Origin of the sequence: Spiroplasma endosymbiont of Tricholauxania praeusta (assembly GCF_964019535.1) — a bacterium.
Classification (GTDB): domain Bacteria; phylum Bacillota_I; class Bacilli_A; order Mycoplasmatales; family VBWQ01; genus Spiroplasma_E; species Spiroplasma_E ixodetis_A.
Map to the genome: position 1 here is coordinate 758684 of NZ_OZ026450.1, position 16023 is coordinate 774706.

At 24.4% G+C, this 16023-nt stretch carries 12 protein-coding genes and 1 tRNA gene; 7 read left to right on the forward strand and 6 right to left on the reverse strand.

Features of this window, described 5'->3' with window-relative positions:
• Positions 1 to 641 precede the first annotated feature (641 nt).
• On the forward strand, positions 642 to 1160 hold the full coding sequence (locus AACK96_RS04105; RefSeq protein WP_338973328.1) for a hypothetical protein: 519 nt from the start codon (positions 642 to 644) through the stop codon (positions 1158 to 1160).
• Positions 1161 to 1398: 238 nt separating this feature from the next.
• Here AACK96_RS04105 and AACK96_RS04110 read toward each other — a convergent pair.
• A protein-coding gene (locus AACK96_RS04110; RefSeq protein WP_338973306.1) for an IS3 family transposase occupies positions 1399 to 2522 on the reverse strand; the annotation gives its coding sequence in 2 pieces (ribosomal slippage) (positions 1399 to 2279 and positions 2279 to 2522; 1125 coding nt in all).
• Positions 2523 to 2592: 70 nt separating this feature from the next.
• Between AACK96_RS04110 and AACK96_RS04115 the strand changes: the two genes are divergently transcribed.
• Complete coding sequence (locus AACK96_RS04115; protein ID WP_338975143.1) at positions 2593 to 2922, forward strand: UPF0236 family transposase-like protein; 330 nt, start codon at positions 2593 to 2595, stop codon at positions 2920 to 2922.
• Between the two features lie 72 nt (positions 2923 to 2994).
• Positions 2995 to 3582 carry an Mbov_0401 family ICE element transposase-like protein gene (locus AACK96_RS04120; protein ID WP_338973329.1) on the forward strand — a complete coding sequence of 196 codons (588 nt, stop codon included), beginning with the start codon at positions 2995 to 2997 and terminating at the stop codon, positions 3580 to 3582.
• A 2-nt stretch (positions 3583 to 3584) separates the two neighbouring features.
• Here the strand turns inward: AACK96_RS04120 and AACK96_RS04125 are convergent, their stop codons facing one another.
• Positions 3585 to 4043, reverse strand: a complete 459-nt coding sequence (locus AACK96_RS04125; protein WP_338973331.1) for a hypothetical protein — start codon at positions 4041 to 4043, stop codon at positions 3585 to 3587.
• 336 nt (positions 4044 to 4379) lie between these two features.
• On the opposite strand from AACK96_RS04125, the gene AACK96_RS04130 reads away from it, so the two are divergent.
• Positions 4380 to 4871 carry a hypothetical protein gene (locus AACK96_RS04130; RefSeq protein ID WP_338973334.1) on the forward strand — a complete coding sequence of 164 codons (492 nt, stop codon included), beginning with the start codon at positions 4380 to 4382 and terminating at the stop codon, positions 4869 to 4871.
• A gap of 83 nt (positions 4872 to 4954) precedes the next feature.
• Here the strand turns inward: AACK96_RS04130 and lon are convergent, their stop codons facing one another.
• The 4 genes from lon to AACK96_RS04150 all read right to left on the reverse strand — a co-directional run bounded on the left by lon (position 4955) and on the right by AACK96_RS04150 (position 9807).
• Positions 4955 to 7339 (reverse strand): endopeptidase La, encoded by a 2385-nt coding sequence (lon, locus tag AACK96_RS04135; protein WP_338973337.1) that lies wholly within the window; start codon positions 7337 to 7339, stop codon positions 4955 to 4957.
• A gap of 265 nt (positions 7340 to 7604) precedes the next feature.
• The gene (gene tig, locus AACK96_RS04140; RefSeq protein ID WP_338973340.1) at positions 7605 to 8915 is read right to left on the reverse strand and encodes a trigger factor; all 1311 of its coding nucleotides are present in this window, start codon (positions 8913 to 8915) and stop codon (positions 7605 to 7607) included.
• 15 nt (positions 8916 to 8930) lie between these two features.
• Positions 8931 to 9695 (reverse strand): DUF3196 family protein, encoded by a 765-nt coding sequence (locus AACK96_RS04145; protein ID WP_338973343.1) that lies wholly within the window; start codon positions 9693 to 9695, stop codon positions 8931 to 8933.
• 36 nt (positions 9696 to 9731) lie between these two features.
• Positions 9732 to 9807, reverse strand: a tRNA-Arg gene (locus tag AACK96_RS04150).
• 283 nt (positions 9808 to 10090) lie between these two features.
• Here AACK96_RS04150 and AACK96_RS04155 point away from each other — a divergent pair.
• From AACK96_RS04155 to AACK96_RS04165, 3 genes are all read left to right on the forward strand, one after another.
• The gene (locus AACK96_RS04155; protein WP_338973346.1) at positions 10091 to 10561 is read left to right on the forward strand and encodes a hypothetical protein; all 471 of its coding nucleotides are present in this window, start codon (positions 10091 to 10093) and stop codon (positions 10559 to 10561) included.
• A 192-nt stretch (positions 10562 to 10753) separates the two neighbouring features.
• Complete coding sequence (locus AACK96_RS04160; RefSeq protein WP_338973349.1) at positions 10754 to 11284, forward strand: hypothetical protein; 531 nt, start codon at positions 10754 to 10756, stop codon at positions 11282 to 11284.
• Positions 11285 to 11656: 372 nt separating this feature from the next.
• Positions 11657 to 16006 (forward strand): PolC-type DNA polymerase III, encoded by a 4350-nt coding sequence (locus AACK96_RS04165; RefSeq protein ID WP_338973352.1) that lies wholly within the window; start codon positions 11657 to 11659, stop codon positions 16004 to 16006.
• Positions 16007 to 16023 lie beyond the last annotated feature (17 nt).

Here is a 16023-nt window from a genome sequence, read left to right on the forward strand (position 1 = left end):
GATAAAATAAAAATTATTAACAAGGAAAAAGACAAGAAATAATCTTGTCTTTTTTTGTAATTGTAAAATTTTAAAATTTTTAATAACCGTCTTTAACGCTATTATCAACACGTGTTAGGGAACTAAAAAAGTGAACTACAACACAGTTGTTAAAAATAGTAGCTAGAACATGTGGACTTGCATGAATAAATAAAAAGTGGAGTGATACCTAATAAATTATACTAACCATTTAATGGTAATTCTTGGGGTGGGAGCGAATTGGAAACTAGTATATATAGACCTACTAGGGAACCTACTATATTAATTCTATTCTTTATTTAACCAACCTTGCCACTCCCCAGTGAGCAAGTGTTGGTTTTATTTTTTATTTTTTTTGAAAAATTTTTTTGGGCGAGAAAATAAATTTCAAACTTGTAAAAAAAATTGAGCGGTGCCGGTTCAATTAAAATATTAATTTGTTTAACACAAATTAAATAAATATTGAATCGAATGCCTCAATGTTTTTTAAAATTTCACAATTTATTTTTGAGCCCAGAATTGCTGAAATGAATAAAACGAATAGTAGTATTATTAATAATCTAAAAATCAAAATATATGTTCTTTATGCTAGAAGCAACAGAACATATTAGGAAAGGATTATTATGCAAATAGAATTTAAAAAAGAACAAATTGTTAAAGATAAACCACAATCTATTCTTATTGATTATGTTGAATATAAATTATCACTTCCAAAATGAATGATTAAAAATAATTCTTTTATTGTTGATAACAGTTACACATATTGAGTTTTTAATTTAGAAAATATTAAAAGAGAATTAAGTGGTAATGAATTAATAAAATTATTAGAACCATATATTAAAGACCAAAAAATAACTGTTAATAAACAAGAAACACCCAAAGAATATTATCTTAATGATATCAAACTTGAACCATTAACATTTTATGAACAGCATAATAGTTGATTTATCGATGAAATAACAGATAACAAAACTAATATTACAAATCCATGTTTTAAATACAACATTACATGAGAAGAAAATAGAAAAAGTTTTAAAATAAATAATCCATATAAACACGATGATTTACCAATTAATTATATAGTTACTTCATATAAGGAAATTTCAACTCATAATGAAAAAGTATTTTTGTTGAACATGTAAACAAAATAAATTAGATTATTTATTCTTTAATACTAATGATATAAAAACAAGAAAATATTTTTTAAGAGATAAAAATAGTAAAGCGATTTGTTATGACTGTATTTTAAATATTAGGTTAAGTAGGAGGCATAAATATGAATAAAGAATATTTAACTAAAAGAGGAACGATTTGCATACCAGACAGTGATGATATTGAATTTAAAATAGGGCTAATTAAACTGTGGAATGGCAACCCTTTTTAGGACTGTTTTTTGGTAGACACTTGTTTTTGATAATTAACTGGAGTTAGGTAGTTTAAGGTGCTGTGAATTCTTATGTTGTTGTATCAATTGATATAATCAAATAATTCTAATTTTAATTTGATTAATGATGTAAAATTTTTATCATTAATAAATTCAGTTTTGAAAGTTTTAAAAGTTGCTTCAGCAACAGCATTGTCATAAGGACAGCCTTTTTTGCTTAAAGATCGAGTTATGTTGAATGCTAATAAAAGTTTATCAATAGTTTTATTATTAAATTCGTTACCGCGATCGCTATGAAATATTTCAATATCTTTTAAACAGCGATTTGAGTGCATAAATGCTTGATATACTAATGATGCATCTTTTTTAGTACCTACACTATGTCCAATAATTTCGCGGTTAAATAGGTCTATTAATAAGCAAATATAGTTTCACTTACCATTAACTTGAACATAAGTTAAATCACTAACAATAACTTCATTTTTAATTTTATTATTAAAGTTTCTATTAACAAGATTGGTAATTTGACTATCATTGACTTTATTATGATGATTTTTGAATGATAATTTAGTGTATTTTGATATTAAATTATGCTTATTCATAATTTGTTTAATTTTTCTGCGTGATAAATAAATTTCTTGGTTTGCTAGTATGACTTTTAATCTTCTAGTACCATAAACTTCTTTATTTTCTTTAAAAGCACTAATAACAGCTTCATCATAAATATTATTTTGATTTTTATTTTTTTTCTTTAAATTAAAATAATATGTTGATTTAGAGAGTTTTAAAAAACGACACATTGTGCGAATTTTATATTTAGATTTATTATTTGCAATAATTTCTATTTTCTGCCTATTATTAGTGCTGCTTGCTTTAAAATATCATTTTCCATTCGTAATTGTTTTAATTCTTTATTTGCTTGAATTAATTGTTTTTCTAAATCAGAAAGATTATCTTTGGTTTTAAAACTGCCTGAATTAGTAAATTGCTTAATTCATTTATAAGTAGCCGCTCTTGTAACGTTATATTCTTTAACAAGACAAGATACTGACTTGCCACTTTGATATAAAGCTACTATTTGTTTTTTAAATTCATCTGAATATGAGTTAATATTGGCCATAATTATTTTCCTTTCTTTTAACTAATTTGTGAACTTGTCTACGTAATTAGTGTCCAATAAAGTGTAACCCATCCATGTTGACTATCAATATCGAACTAGAAAAACATTATATGGAATGGTAACTTATAAAAGAAGAATTTATGAATATTTTGATGAAGAATTACAAAAATGAATTCGTGTTTGTTTAGTTGATGAAATACTACAATTACCTAAATATAAAAGAATTGGTGAAGATATTGAAGACACTATTATTGAAAATTTTGCTGATGGAAAAAGATATCGTGATATTTGTGCTATTTGTAAAAAAGCAGGTATTAGTGTTAGTACTGTTCATAGAGTTTTTAAAAATTTAGAAATAAATGAAGCAAATCCAGTAAAAGTAAAATTGGAAAAAAATTAACCTATTTTTGTAGCAATTGATGATGGACATCGAAAATTTTGAGATTTTAAACGTAAAGGTACAAAACACTCTATGAGATTAATAGTAACATATACAGATAATATTAATCATAAAGTACAAAATAAAAGAATAAAAGCAATTATAAGAAAAACAAGAACTCCAATTGGAGTTAAAAAAAGTGCTGAATTTGTTAAAGAACATTGTCAAAAATTTTATGAAAATATTGAACAAGCAAAAATTATTATTTGTGGTGATAGTGCAGGATGAATTAAAGAAGTTGCTGATTATCTAGGTGCACAGTTTGTTTTAGATAAATTTCATTTAATTAGAACACTATATCTTGGAATAATGGCTGGAAATAAAGAAAAATATTTAGAAGAATATAATCACTGTAAAAATTTAATTAATAATGGTCAATATGAACAATTAATTAACTATTTATATATAAAATTAGATAATCATAAAAAATTAAAGAAACAGTATTTTAAAAATAATAAACAAGGTATTGAAAATCAAGGTGCAAAGTGAAATATAGGTTGTTTTACTGAAACAAATATTTGACATGTTTTAAAAGAAATGCTTGGTAATAGAACATATAATATTTTAATTTATATTAAAATGGTTATTTTTAAATGTAATAAGATAAATTTAGAAACATAGTTTTAATGAATGTAATAATTATTGATTATTTCACAATTTGCAATAAAGTCTCAAAAATTTTTATTTTTAATTTTTATTTTTAAATAAACTATTCTTAAAATTAAAAATATAGTTATAAATATTAAAATTGGTACTAAAATCTCACAAAAAATAATTCCAATTTTAAATTGTAATAAAGAATAATGATAATAATTATGAACAGTATAATAGTTTCCAAAATTTTTAAGAGAAATGTTATTATTACTTAGAATATAATATAAACTATATTTACTTCATAATATAAAACCATTATATTTAAATATTTTTTTTAAAATTTTATGTAAAGAAATATCTTTCGAGATTACTACTTCTTTTCCATGAAATAAACCTATTAATCACAATCCTATAATTAAAGTTAAAATAGTTAAAATAAATAATGATACAGTTAATAACTGTAATTTTTTAAGTGTTTTAATTTTCATTTTTAAATTCTCCTTAACTTTATTCCATAAGTTTAGCACTTACTAAACTTAATTATAAGTATTTTAGTTGTAATATCTTTTAAAAAATAGTAAGATGAATGTACAATTTCATAAAAATCCAAATTATTTCTTGTCTAACATAATAATAAGTGAATTAATTTATTCCGGATTTTTGACAATCTCTCCAACACTTTTACTATTTATAATTTAATTTTTCAATTATAAAATTAAAATAATATATAATATAAAAACAAACTTGATCAAAGTTTTAACTCATTACTTTATTTTAAAAGTAAAGGGTTTTTTTATTTTTTAAAAGAGAGGAGACATTAAAAAATGGATATTAATGATTTAGAAAGAGAAGTTAACTTTATAGCAAATAATTATCATATTATTAATCTTTATTTACATTTTCCGATTGAAACTTATAGTAAAGATTACAATGATATTTTTGACTTTTGAGAAAATAATAAAAAAAATACTCAAAATCATTATCAATTTTTAAATAAAAAAATAAAAACTTTAGAATCCTTAAAAAAATTAGAAAATAATTTTATAAATTCAATAAATAACCTATCAAAAAAATTAAATAATAAAAAAATAAATAAAATAATGAAAATACTTACTATTGGATTATTTAATTGAAATAAAAAAATAGAAACAAAAATAACTATTTTAACAAAAATCAAAGAAATTAAACAACAAAATTTAGTAAAAATAAATGAACTAATATTACGAATTAACAAAAAAAATATAATTAAAAGTGTAAATTCGGAAATTAATTTTTCTGTAACAAATAAAAACAAATCAAATTTATCACAAATATAAAAAAATTTTATATAAAAAAAGTAAATACTTGTTTTTAGTATTTACTTTTTTAAAGTTATAGTTATTAATAATTTAATTAGATTTTAACCTTCATCAATAATACTTGAAGTTGGTTTAATATTATTAATAGGTGAGTGAATTTTTGCTTTATGTTTATTAAAAATAAAATCATATACTTCAAAATAAAATTCAACTGAAACAATATTTAATTTTTTCTTTACTTCTTCTGGAATATCTTCTAAGTCTTTTATATTAGCTTTTGGAATTAAAATTGTTTTTAGTCCACTACGATGAGCAGAAATTGATTTTTCTTTTAATCCACCAATTGGTAATACATGACCACGAAGTGTAATTTCACCTGTCATACCAATATCTTTTGATACAGGTCTACTTGTCAGAGCAGAAATAATTGCAGTTGTTAAAGTAATACCAGCACTTGGACCATCCTTTGGCACTGCTCCTTCAGGAACATGGATATGAATATCATGTTCTGCAAAGAAAGTATCAGGAATATTGAAAGTAATAGCATTTGCTTTAATATAATCTAAAGCAATAGTAGCAGATTCTTTCATAACTTCACCTAATTTACCAGTTAATACTAAATTACCTTTTCCTTTAAAGTAGTTTACTTCAATTGGTAAGATATCACCACCATATTGAGTATAAGCAAGACCAGTTACCACTCCAATTTGTGATTCATTTTCTTTTTTAGTATAATCGAAAATTTGTTTTCCTAAATAATCTTTAACATTATCAGCAACAATTTCTTCAGTACTAATTTTTTTATTCAAAAGTTTAACAATAAATTTACGAGCAATTTTATTTAATAATCTTTTTAATTGTCGAACACCTGATTCTCTTGTATAATATTTAATTATTTCTTCAATTGAATTTGGTTTAAATTTTAACATTTTATTATTTAAACCAGTAATTTCAATAACACGAGGAATTAAATATTTTTTTGCAATTTCAAGTTTTTCTAATTCTGTATATGAAGAAAGCTCAATAATTTCCATTCGATCTTTTAATGGTTCAGGGATACCTTCCATATAATTAGCTGTTGCTAGAAACATAACTTGTGATAAATCATAATTTTCTTCAATATAATGATCTGAAAAATTAGCATTTTGTTCAGGATCTAATACTTCTAACATAGCACTAGCTGGATCACCACGATAATCAGATGACATTTTATCAATTTCATCTAATAAAAATAATGGATTAATAACTTTAGCACGTTTCATACCTTGGATAATTCTTCCTGGCATCGCACCAATATAAGTTTTACGATGACCACGAATTTCAGATTCATCTTTAACTCCACCAAGTGAAACTTTAACGAAAGTACGCCCCATCGCTTCAGCAATTGATTTAGCTAAAGAAGTCTTACCAACACCAGGAGGACCAACTAAACAAATAATTTGCCCTGGCATTGCCTTAGCCATTTTTTTAACAGCAAGATATTCAATAATTCTTTCTTTAACTTTTTCTAAACCATAGTGATATTTATCAAGAATTTTTTTTGCATTAATTAAATCAAATTTTTCTTCACTTTTTTGAAATCAAGGTAAAGTCATCATTCAATCAATGTATGTACGAATTATATTTGATTCACTTGAAGCTTGTGGCATATCTTCATAACGACTAATTTCTTCTTTAACACGAGTTTTGATTGCTTCAGGAAACTCTTCTGTTTCTAAACGTTCTAAATAACGTTTCATTTCATTAGACTTACCATCAATTTCGCCTAATTCTTCTTTAATAGCACGCAATCTTTCTCGTAAATAATATTCACGTTGTTGTTCATCAATACGATCTTTAATTTTAGCTGTTAAATCCTTTTCAATAGCACCAACTTGTTTTTGACCACCAACATCTTTCAATAATAAATCTAAACGTTTATTAATATCAATTTCTTGTAAAATTTCTTGGCGTTTATTGATAGTTAAAAATGGTAAAAATTGAGCCATTTTATCAATAATTTCACTAGCTTTCATTCCATCGGTGATTTGACTAATTACACCTTGTGGAATTGAACCATGAACATCTAAAATCTGTTGTAAATTATTTACAATTCTTTGGATCAACTCTTCTTCTAATGATTTTGAAACATTAGGACTAACTAAAGTTTCAGCATCTCCTGTATAAAATTTATCATCATAAAACTTAGAAACTTTAACTCTTTGTTGTCCATAAAAAGATACGGTAAGTGTACCATCATTATGACTTTTTTGAATTTGCACTTTACACAAAGTACCATGATTGTAGACTTCACTTAATTGAGGATTATCTACTTTTGGATCCTTTTGCGAAACTAAAATAATTTCTGAATTAAACTTAGCTACCGATTCATTAATTGCCGCTACTGATTTATGTCTGCCAACTTCTAGTTCTATTTCAACTGTTGGGAAAACAAAACTTCCTCTTGTTACTAGTACTGGAATATTAGTAATATTTTTTATCTTCATTGTCTCACCTCAAATAATGTATTAATTGGATTATAATATAAAACATTAGCACTTGCAATACTTAATTGCTAAAATATCTAATTTTTGATTTATACTATACTATTACAGCAGCACTTATTAATTCATATTTAATTTATACTAGTATTATTTTATTACATTTATTTTTTTTTTGATAATTTTTACTTTTTGAAAAAAAATAAACGATAAAATAACCTAATTATTAAATTGGTAATTAGGTTATATAATAATTATCAAATTAAATTAATTAAGCACTTGTTGTTTGCTTTTGGTTTTTACCGTTACTTTCTCATAATAAATCAAAGGCTTTATTACGTTTTAGGGTAGTAGTCACTAAACTTAAATCTTTAATATTTGCTTTAACTTCTTCAATGCTTATTTTAAATTGGTCGGCAAATGTTGTTAATTGTTTTTGAACTTCTTCTTCGGTAATTTCTATTTTTTCTTGTTTAATAATTTCTTCAATAACTAAAAAATTCTGAAGTTGCATAATTGCATCCTTTTTTATTTCATTAATAATTTCTTCATGAGATAAACCGGTTGCTGCCATATAGTTTTCAATTGTAAAGTTTTGATTAGCTAATTGTTTTTTAAATTCATTTTCTAAACGTTCAGTTTCATTTTTAACAGCAAAATTTGGAATTATTATTTTTGAATCTTTAACAATTTTAGCAATAAGTTCTTCCATAAATTGTTCCTTAATTGTCATTGTTTTTTGTACTTCAATTTGTTTTTTAATATTTTCTAATAATTGTTCAGTAGTAGTAACATCTGGAATGTTAACATCTTTTACTAATTCTTCTAAATCTTCATTAATAACTTTTGTTTTTATTTCGTTTAATTCAATTTCAAATTGTACTAATTGACCTTTTAAATTTGGAACATGATAATCTTCTGGGAAAGTTACTTCAATAGTTTTTTTAGATTTAGGTTCCATACCGATCATTCCTTCTTCAAAACCAGGAATAAATTTACCAGAACCAATTTCTAATTCCATGTTTTTAGCTTCACCGCCAGGGAATTTTTTACCTTCTAAAAAACCAGTAAAATTAAAAACTGCAGTATCACCTTTTTCCAATTTTCCTTTTTCTTTTGGATTAAAAATAGCAAAACGATCTTGTAATAGTTTAATTTGAGTATCAATTTCTTCTTGATTAACAGTTGCTACAGGTTTTACTATATCAATACCACGATATTTACCAATAGTAATTTCTGCTGGTAAATCAAATACAAACATTATTTCACACTCTTTAATAGTAGATTTTTCCACATTAACTTCGGGTTGATTAGTAGGCATTAAGTTAGGTTTTTGTTTTAAGGCAAAATCATAAGCAATAGTAATAACTGCTTTAGTTGCTGTTTGTAAAGTTTGTTCTTCAGTTACATGTTTTTTAGCCATTTTAGTAGGAACTTTTCCTTTACGAAATCCAGGAATTTCTACTTGTGCAATCAATTTATTTTCAGCTTTTGCCAATTGATCTTTTCAAGTTTTAGCATCAATGGTAACATGTCATTTTCCAAGACCATTTTTTTCATCTTTTATAATATTTAATGTCATTTTTCAAATCTCTCCTTATGTAATTTGTTGTTGAATCATAATACTTAAGTATTTTTTTATTAAAGTAGTAGTAGTAGTTTTAAATTTGTTAGCACTTTCTACCAATTTTACACTAATAAATTGGAAACTACAAGCACGAATATACAAAGCAGCTGCTAATGCTGCTGCTTGATTTTTATTAGGTAATGTTGGAAACAAATTCTCAAAATAACTATCCAATAAAAACAAGCAAATACCATAAATACCTGGATTATCAATATGAACTTCATCTTCAAATATTTTTGTAATCTTTAAATAAACGAGTGATTCTTGTCATTGTGTTATTTTTTTTGGATTAATTTTAAATGTATCATGACCTTTTATTACTTCTATTTCTTCATCAATACCTTGATTATTTAATATAAATAATAGTTGTGTTTTATTTATATTATTTATATTTTTATTTGTAAGATAAATCTTAATTGTTGGCAAAATTAACCTAGCATTATGACTTTGTAAATAATAAAATGCCACCGGATGAAGATCTTCATCAAATGGATTCATTAATACATGACTTATTCTCTCTAAATTTCACTCATGACTTTCATTTTTACTATTTAATCTAATATGAGTAGTAATATTATGATGTAACTCTTGTAATGTAACTTCATGATGAATAGGAATATAAGGCATCTCTAATTCATGTTTGACCAACTTCATTGCTTGATCTCATTTATTTTCACTAATGAGGTGGTTAATTTTACCAATAATGTCTTGATAATAATTGTCATGATTTATCATTATTTAGTTAAACCTTCTTAGTATTTTAAAATTTAATGGCGCCCACGAGAAGATTCGAACTTCTGACCCCCGCCTTAGAAGGGCGGTGCTCTATCCACTGAGCTACGTGGGCATAACATTTACCATAAGTAATCTTAACTTGTTTGATTAAAAAATGCAATTATTAATTGGCTACTTTTCAATAAAATAATAATAATAATATATTTAATATTATTTTGATATTTCATTATGTACCTTTAAGTAATATTTTTTTTAAAAAAAATAAAATATTTTCATTTTTTTATATTATAATATTTTTTGTAATTTAATAATTGTTCATTCCTAATATAGAAATTATTTCTATATTAGGATTTTTATTAAATTAAATATTGAAAAAGAAAAGGAAGAAAAGTATTATGCCTAGTGAAATAAGTACAAAAAGAAAAGTAATTGCTGGTGTCACAATAACTACAGGAACATTAACAACAACTGCAGGAATAACAACAGCTTGTGTTGCTGCAGCACCTATGACTGGTGGTGCTTCATTATTACCAGTTGCTATTGGTACAATTGCTGTTGGTACAACTTTAATAGCTGGTGGAATGGCTACTACTACAAATTTTGGAAGAAAAGAATCAAGAATTAACAAATTTTTAAGAACAAATCCTACTATCCCCACAGTAAGAGTATCAAAAGAAAATGTTAATCCTAATGACATTAAAGAATCACGATTTAACGAATTTTTAAGATTAAGTGGTTTTGTTTCTACAAAAAAAGTATCAAAAGCAAATATTACTCCTGATTACATTAAAGTATCTAATGAACTAGCAAATTCATCAAAAGAACCAGTTATGAGAACCAGAAGTTTAACAGTAACTTCTATCTAAAAAAACAAATTACATATTCATTTAAAAAATATTAAATTATAATTCATAAAATGCATAATATAACAAAAATAATTAATTTATATTATAATTATTTTATAATTTAATAAATATTCATACCTAATATAGAAATAATTTCTATATTAGGATTTTTATTAAATTAAATTTAAATGAAAAGGACAAAGATTAAAAGATATGCCTACAGAAAATCAAATATTATTTAGCAAAGCAGAACTTAAAGGACTTACTAAAACACAAATACAATCATTTACAAACACTGTCAATAAACAAGAAATTGATAAATTTATTTTAAGTATCATTAAAGCAAATGATAATAATGGGTTACCAATTTGAAGACAATTATTGCAACTATTAAGCCCATATCAAGTTTCAACAATTAATTCCAACTTAATTCCCTTATTTACAAAAAATAATTTACTGCTTTATGCTTTTTCAAAAAAACAAATGAAAGCACTTACAAAAATACAAATACAAGCATTTACAACAGAACAAATAAAAAATTTCAGTTATAATAAGTTTTCACTACTAGAAAAAGGAATAAGAAAAGCATTAAAAACAATTAATAATCAATTAACAATAGAATATGATTTTTATGAATTTAAATTTCAAATTGAATCATTAACTCCAAAACAATTAGAATGATTTACTTCTAATCAAAAGGCAGCATTTACCAAAAAACAAATTCAAGTTTTTACAAAAGAATAAAAAAAATCTTTTAATAAACCATCTATACAAACAAGAAATCAACAATTAAATTCAAATTTTAATGTGAATAATATAAATGATATTTTTGAAACCGAAACATTACCTAAAACAAATAATCCAATAACACCTTCATGTTAAAAAGTAATGCCTAATATTTAGGCATTACTTTTTATTGTAATTAAATTATTTTGTTTTTATTTTTTTATAACTAAAATTTCATACTTTTTTTATATAAGAATAAGAATAAGAATTTTAATTAAGTTATAATTAAAATATGAAATTTGATTAAACATTAGAATAATGATTTAATATATTTTAATTAAAATATAGTTATTATTGTTAATTATTTAGTATTAAGAGAGGGAAAAATATATGAACCAAGATTTGCAAAAACTTTTCCATGAAATGGATTTTAATGATGTTAATAATGAATTTAATCATGCCACTATTAAAAAAGTACAATATTTTCATCATAATCAACAAGTAATAATTACCATCAATTTACCTAATTTTCTAACAACTACTACTTTAAAAAGTTTTGAACAACATTTTGAAAAATTACCTGTTTCGAATATTAGTGTCGATTTTAATGTTTCTCTTACTGCTGATGAATCAACTGTATTAACATATTTTCATTATATTAAAACTCATAAATTGCAACTATTAGCTGGCATTTATTATTCTTTACCCGACTCAGCAATTAATTATAAAAATAATATTATTACCATTACTATTCATAATAGTATTGAAGAGAAATTAATAACTAATGAATTTTTACAATTTATTAATTACTTTCAACAATATGGTTTTAAAAAAATTCAATTAAAAACTAAAATAAATAAAGCAGAGCAACCATTTATTAGTTATGAAAATGAATCTAAAACAGAAATTAGCAAAATTACCAACAATTTAAAAACTAAAATTACTAAAAATAATGTAAGTAAAAATTTTAGTACCACTACTTATCGCAAAAAAGCAAAAGTTAATTTAGAAATAACAGACCCAACTCATAGCATTAAAGATATCATTGGCGACGAACCCAATATTATTATTAGTGGTAAAGTTTTTAAAATTAATAAATTTTTAACCAAAACTCAAAAATGATTTTATTCATTTTGAATTACTGATTATAGCGATGCAATTACTTGCAAAGCATTTATTAATAGCGATCAACCAGATGAGAAATTTGATAATATTAAAGTTGATGATTGAATAAAAATTAATGCTAATAGTCGTTATGATAATTATAGTAAAGAACAAGTACTATGAATTGATGATTTAATTATCGATTTAAATAATAAAAATGCTAACAATAATGATGATGCTAAAACTAAAAGAATTGAATTTCATACTCATACTAAAATGAGTGCTATGGATGGTATTACTTCAGCAAGTGATTATATCAATCAAGTAGCTAAATGAGGACACCAAGCAATTGGTTTTACTGATCACTTAAATGTACAAGCATACCCAGATATTGCTAATGCTGCTAAAAAACATCCAAACTTAAAAGTAATGTATGGTGTTGAAATGGATTTAATCCCCAATAATATTAGTATTACTAAAAATAATATTAATACATCATTATTAGATTTAGAATACATTGTTCTTGACTTAGAAACAACTGGTTTATCAACCAATTATCACGAAATTATTGAATTTGGTTATACAATTGTTAAAGACAATATGATTTTAAAACAAGATACAATTTTAATTAAACCAAATAATCCCGTACCTGAACATATTACTGAACTTACTAGTATTACCAATGTTATGCTAAAAGATAAACAAACATTACAACAAATATTGCCAACAATTATTGAAATAATTGGTAATAAAACAATAGTTGCTCATAATGCTAACTTTGACTTTGGTTTTTTACAAGCAGCAATGAAACAATTGGGTTTCATGCCTTTAAATAATCCTGTCATTGATACTTTGCAATTATCTAGAGCAATTCTACCACAACTAAAATATTATCGATTAGGTACTATTTGTCGTACTTATGGCATTAAATATGATGATGAAATTGCTCACCGTGCTGATTATGATGCTAATGTATTAGCACAAGTATTTTTAAAAATGTTACAACAATTAAAAACAGAATTTAATTGTATTAATTTACAAGAAATTAATAACTTAATTAATGAACAAATTAATTATAAACTTCGTGGTGAACATATTACTATTTTTGCAAAAAATCAATTAGGTTTAAAAGATTTATATCAATTAGTTTCACTATCTCATACAAAGTATTTTTATAAAACACCAAAAATCATATCAGAAGCAATTAATGAAAATAGAAAAGAATTATTAATTGGTAGTAGTTGTATAAATGGTGCTGTTTTTGAAACAGCATTAAATAAAAGTGAAGAAGAACTAATTAAAATAATGAAGTGATTTGATTTTATTGAAATCCAACCACCTGCTGTTTATAAACACTTAATACAGTTAGGAAATATTACTAAAGAACAATTACATGATACTATTAAAAAAATTATTAATAATGCCCTTAAATTAAATAAATTAGTAATTGCTACTAGCGATGCCCACTATTTACATCCCCATGAAAAAATGTATCGTGATGTTATTATTAATAGCAAAGCAATTGGTGGTTTATTGCACCCATTATTTGATCGTAAAGGTAAAGTTACATCATATCCTGATCAACATTTAAGAACTACTAATCAAATGTTAACAGAATTTAATTTTTTAGATGACCCTAATTTAATTAATGATATTGTTATTAATAATCCTTTGCAATTAGCTAAACAATTTGAAATGATTAAACCAATCAAAGATGGCTTATTTACACCAAGTATTGTTAATGTTGATACTAAATTACGTAATCTTTGTTATGAACAAGCATGAAATCGTTACGGTAATCCATTACCAACATATGTAGAAAAACGTTTAACTCGTGAATTAGATGCAATTATTACTCATGGTTTTGCTGTTGTTTATTGAATTGCACACAAATTAGTAGAAAAATCTTTACAAGATGGTTATCTTGTTGGTAGTCGTGGCTCAGTTGGTTCATCTTTAGTAGCTACTTTTGCTAACATTACTGAGGTTAACCCACTACAACCACACTATTTATGTCCACAATGTAAAACTAGTGAATTTATTAGTAATGGTTCTTATAAGTGTGGTTATGATTTACCAAAAAAAATGTGTTCACAATGCAATATTGATTTAATTACTGATGGTCATGATATTCCTTTTGAAACATTCTTAGGATTTGATGGTGATAAAACACCTGATATTGATTTAAACTTTTCTGGTGAATATCAAAATAAAGCTCATGATTTTACTAAAGAAATGTTTGGTGAAGAAAATGTTTTTCGTGCCGGAACAATTTCAACAATTGCCAATAAAACAGCTTATGGTTATGTTAAAGCTTATGCAGAAAAAATTGGTCAATCAGATATGCGTGCAGCAAAACTAGAGTTACTAAGTCAAGGATGTGTTGGAATTAAAAGAACAACTGGTCAACATCCTGGTGGTATTATTGTTGTACCAAAAGAATATAATATTAATGATTTTACACCAATTAATTTTCCAGCTGATGATACTAGTTCTACATGAAAAACTACCCACTTTGATTTTAATGCTATTCATGATAATTTATTAAAATTAGATATTCTAGGTCATGTTGATCCAACAGCATTAAAAATGTTAGAAAATTTAACTGGTATTGATCCAAAAACAATTCCTAATCAAGATGAAAAAGTTTTATCATTATTTTCTAATTTAAGTTCCTTAAATATTACTAGTGATGATTTACTTGGCGAAAAAACAGGAGCAATTGGTATCCCTGAATTTGGTACTGGTTTTGTTCGTAAAATGTTAAGTGATACATTACCTACTTCATTTTCTGAATTAGTACAAATATCTGGTTTATCACATGGTACTGACGTTTGATTAAATAATGCTGATGAATTAATTTCACAACAAGGTTTAAAACTAAAAGATGTAATTGGTTGTCGTGATGATATTATGACTTATTTAGTATATCAAGGCTTACCAGCAAAAATTGCTTTTAATATTATGGAAGATGTCCGTAAAGGAAAAGGCATTAAACAAGAATATGAAAAGTTAATGCAAGAAAAGAAAGTTCCTAATTGATACATTCAATCTTGCAAAAAAATTAAATATATGTTTCCTAAAGCACACGCTACTGCTTATGTATTAATGGCATGAAGAGTAGCTTGATTTAAAGTTTATTATCCACATGAATATTATGCTACTTATTTTACAACAAGATGCGAAATTTTTGATATTAAAACTATGTTACAAGGTATTGGTGCTATTACTAATAAATTAAAAGATATTAATAACAGATTAAGAAAAAATGATAGTCAAAAAAATACAGTTACTACTAAAGAAAAAGATTTAATCCCATTATTAGAAGTGGCATTAGAAATGAATGCTAGAAATATTAAATTTAGCAATATTAGTTTAGAACATTCTGATGCTAAACTTTTTCAAGTTAAAGTAATAAATGGTGAAAAACAAATTTTACCACCATTTATTACTTTAGATGGATTGGGTGAAATTGTGGCTAATTCAATTGTTAAAGCAAGGAGTGAACAAGCAATTACTTCAAAAAATGATTTACAACTACGAACTAATATTACTAAAACTAATTATCAACTATTAAATGAGTTAGGAGTATTAGAACATTTAGAAGAAAATACACAATTAATGTTAGAATTATAATACAAAGAAAAAAGAAA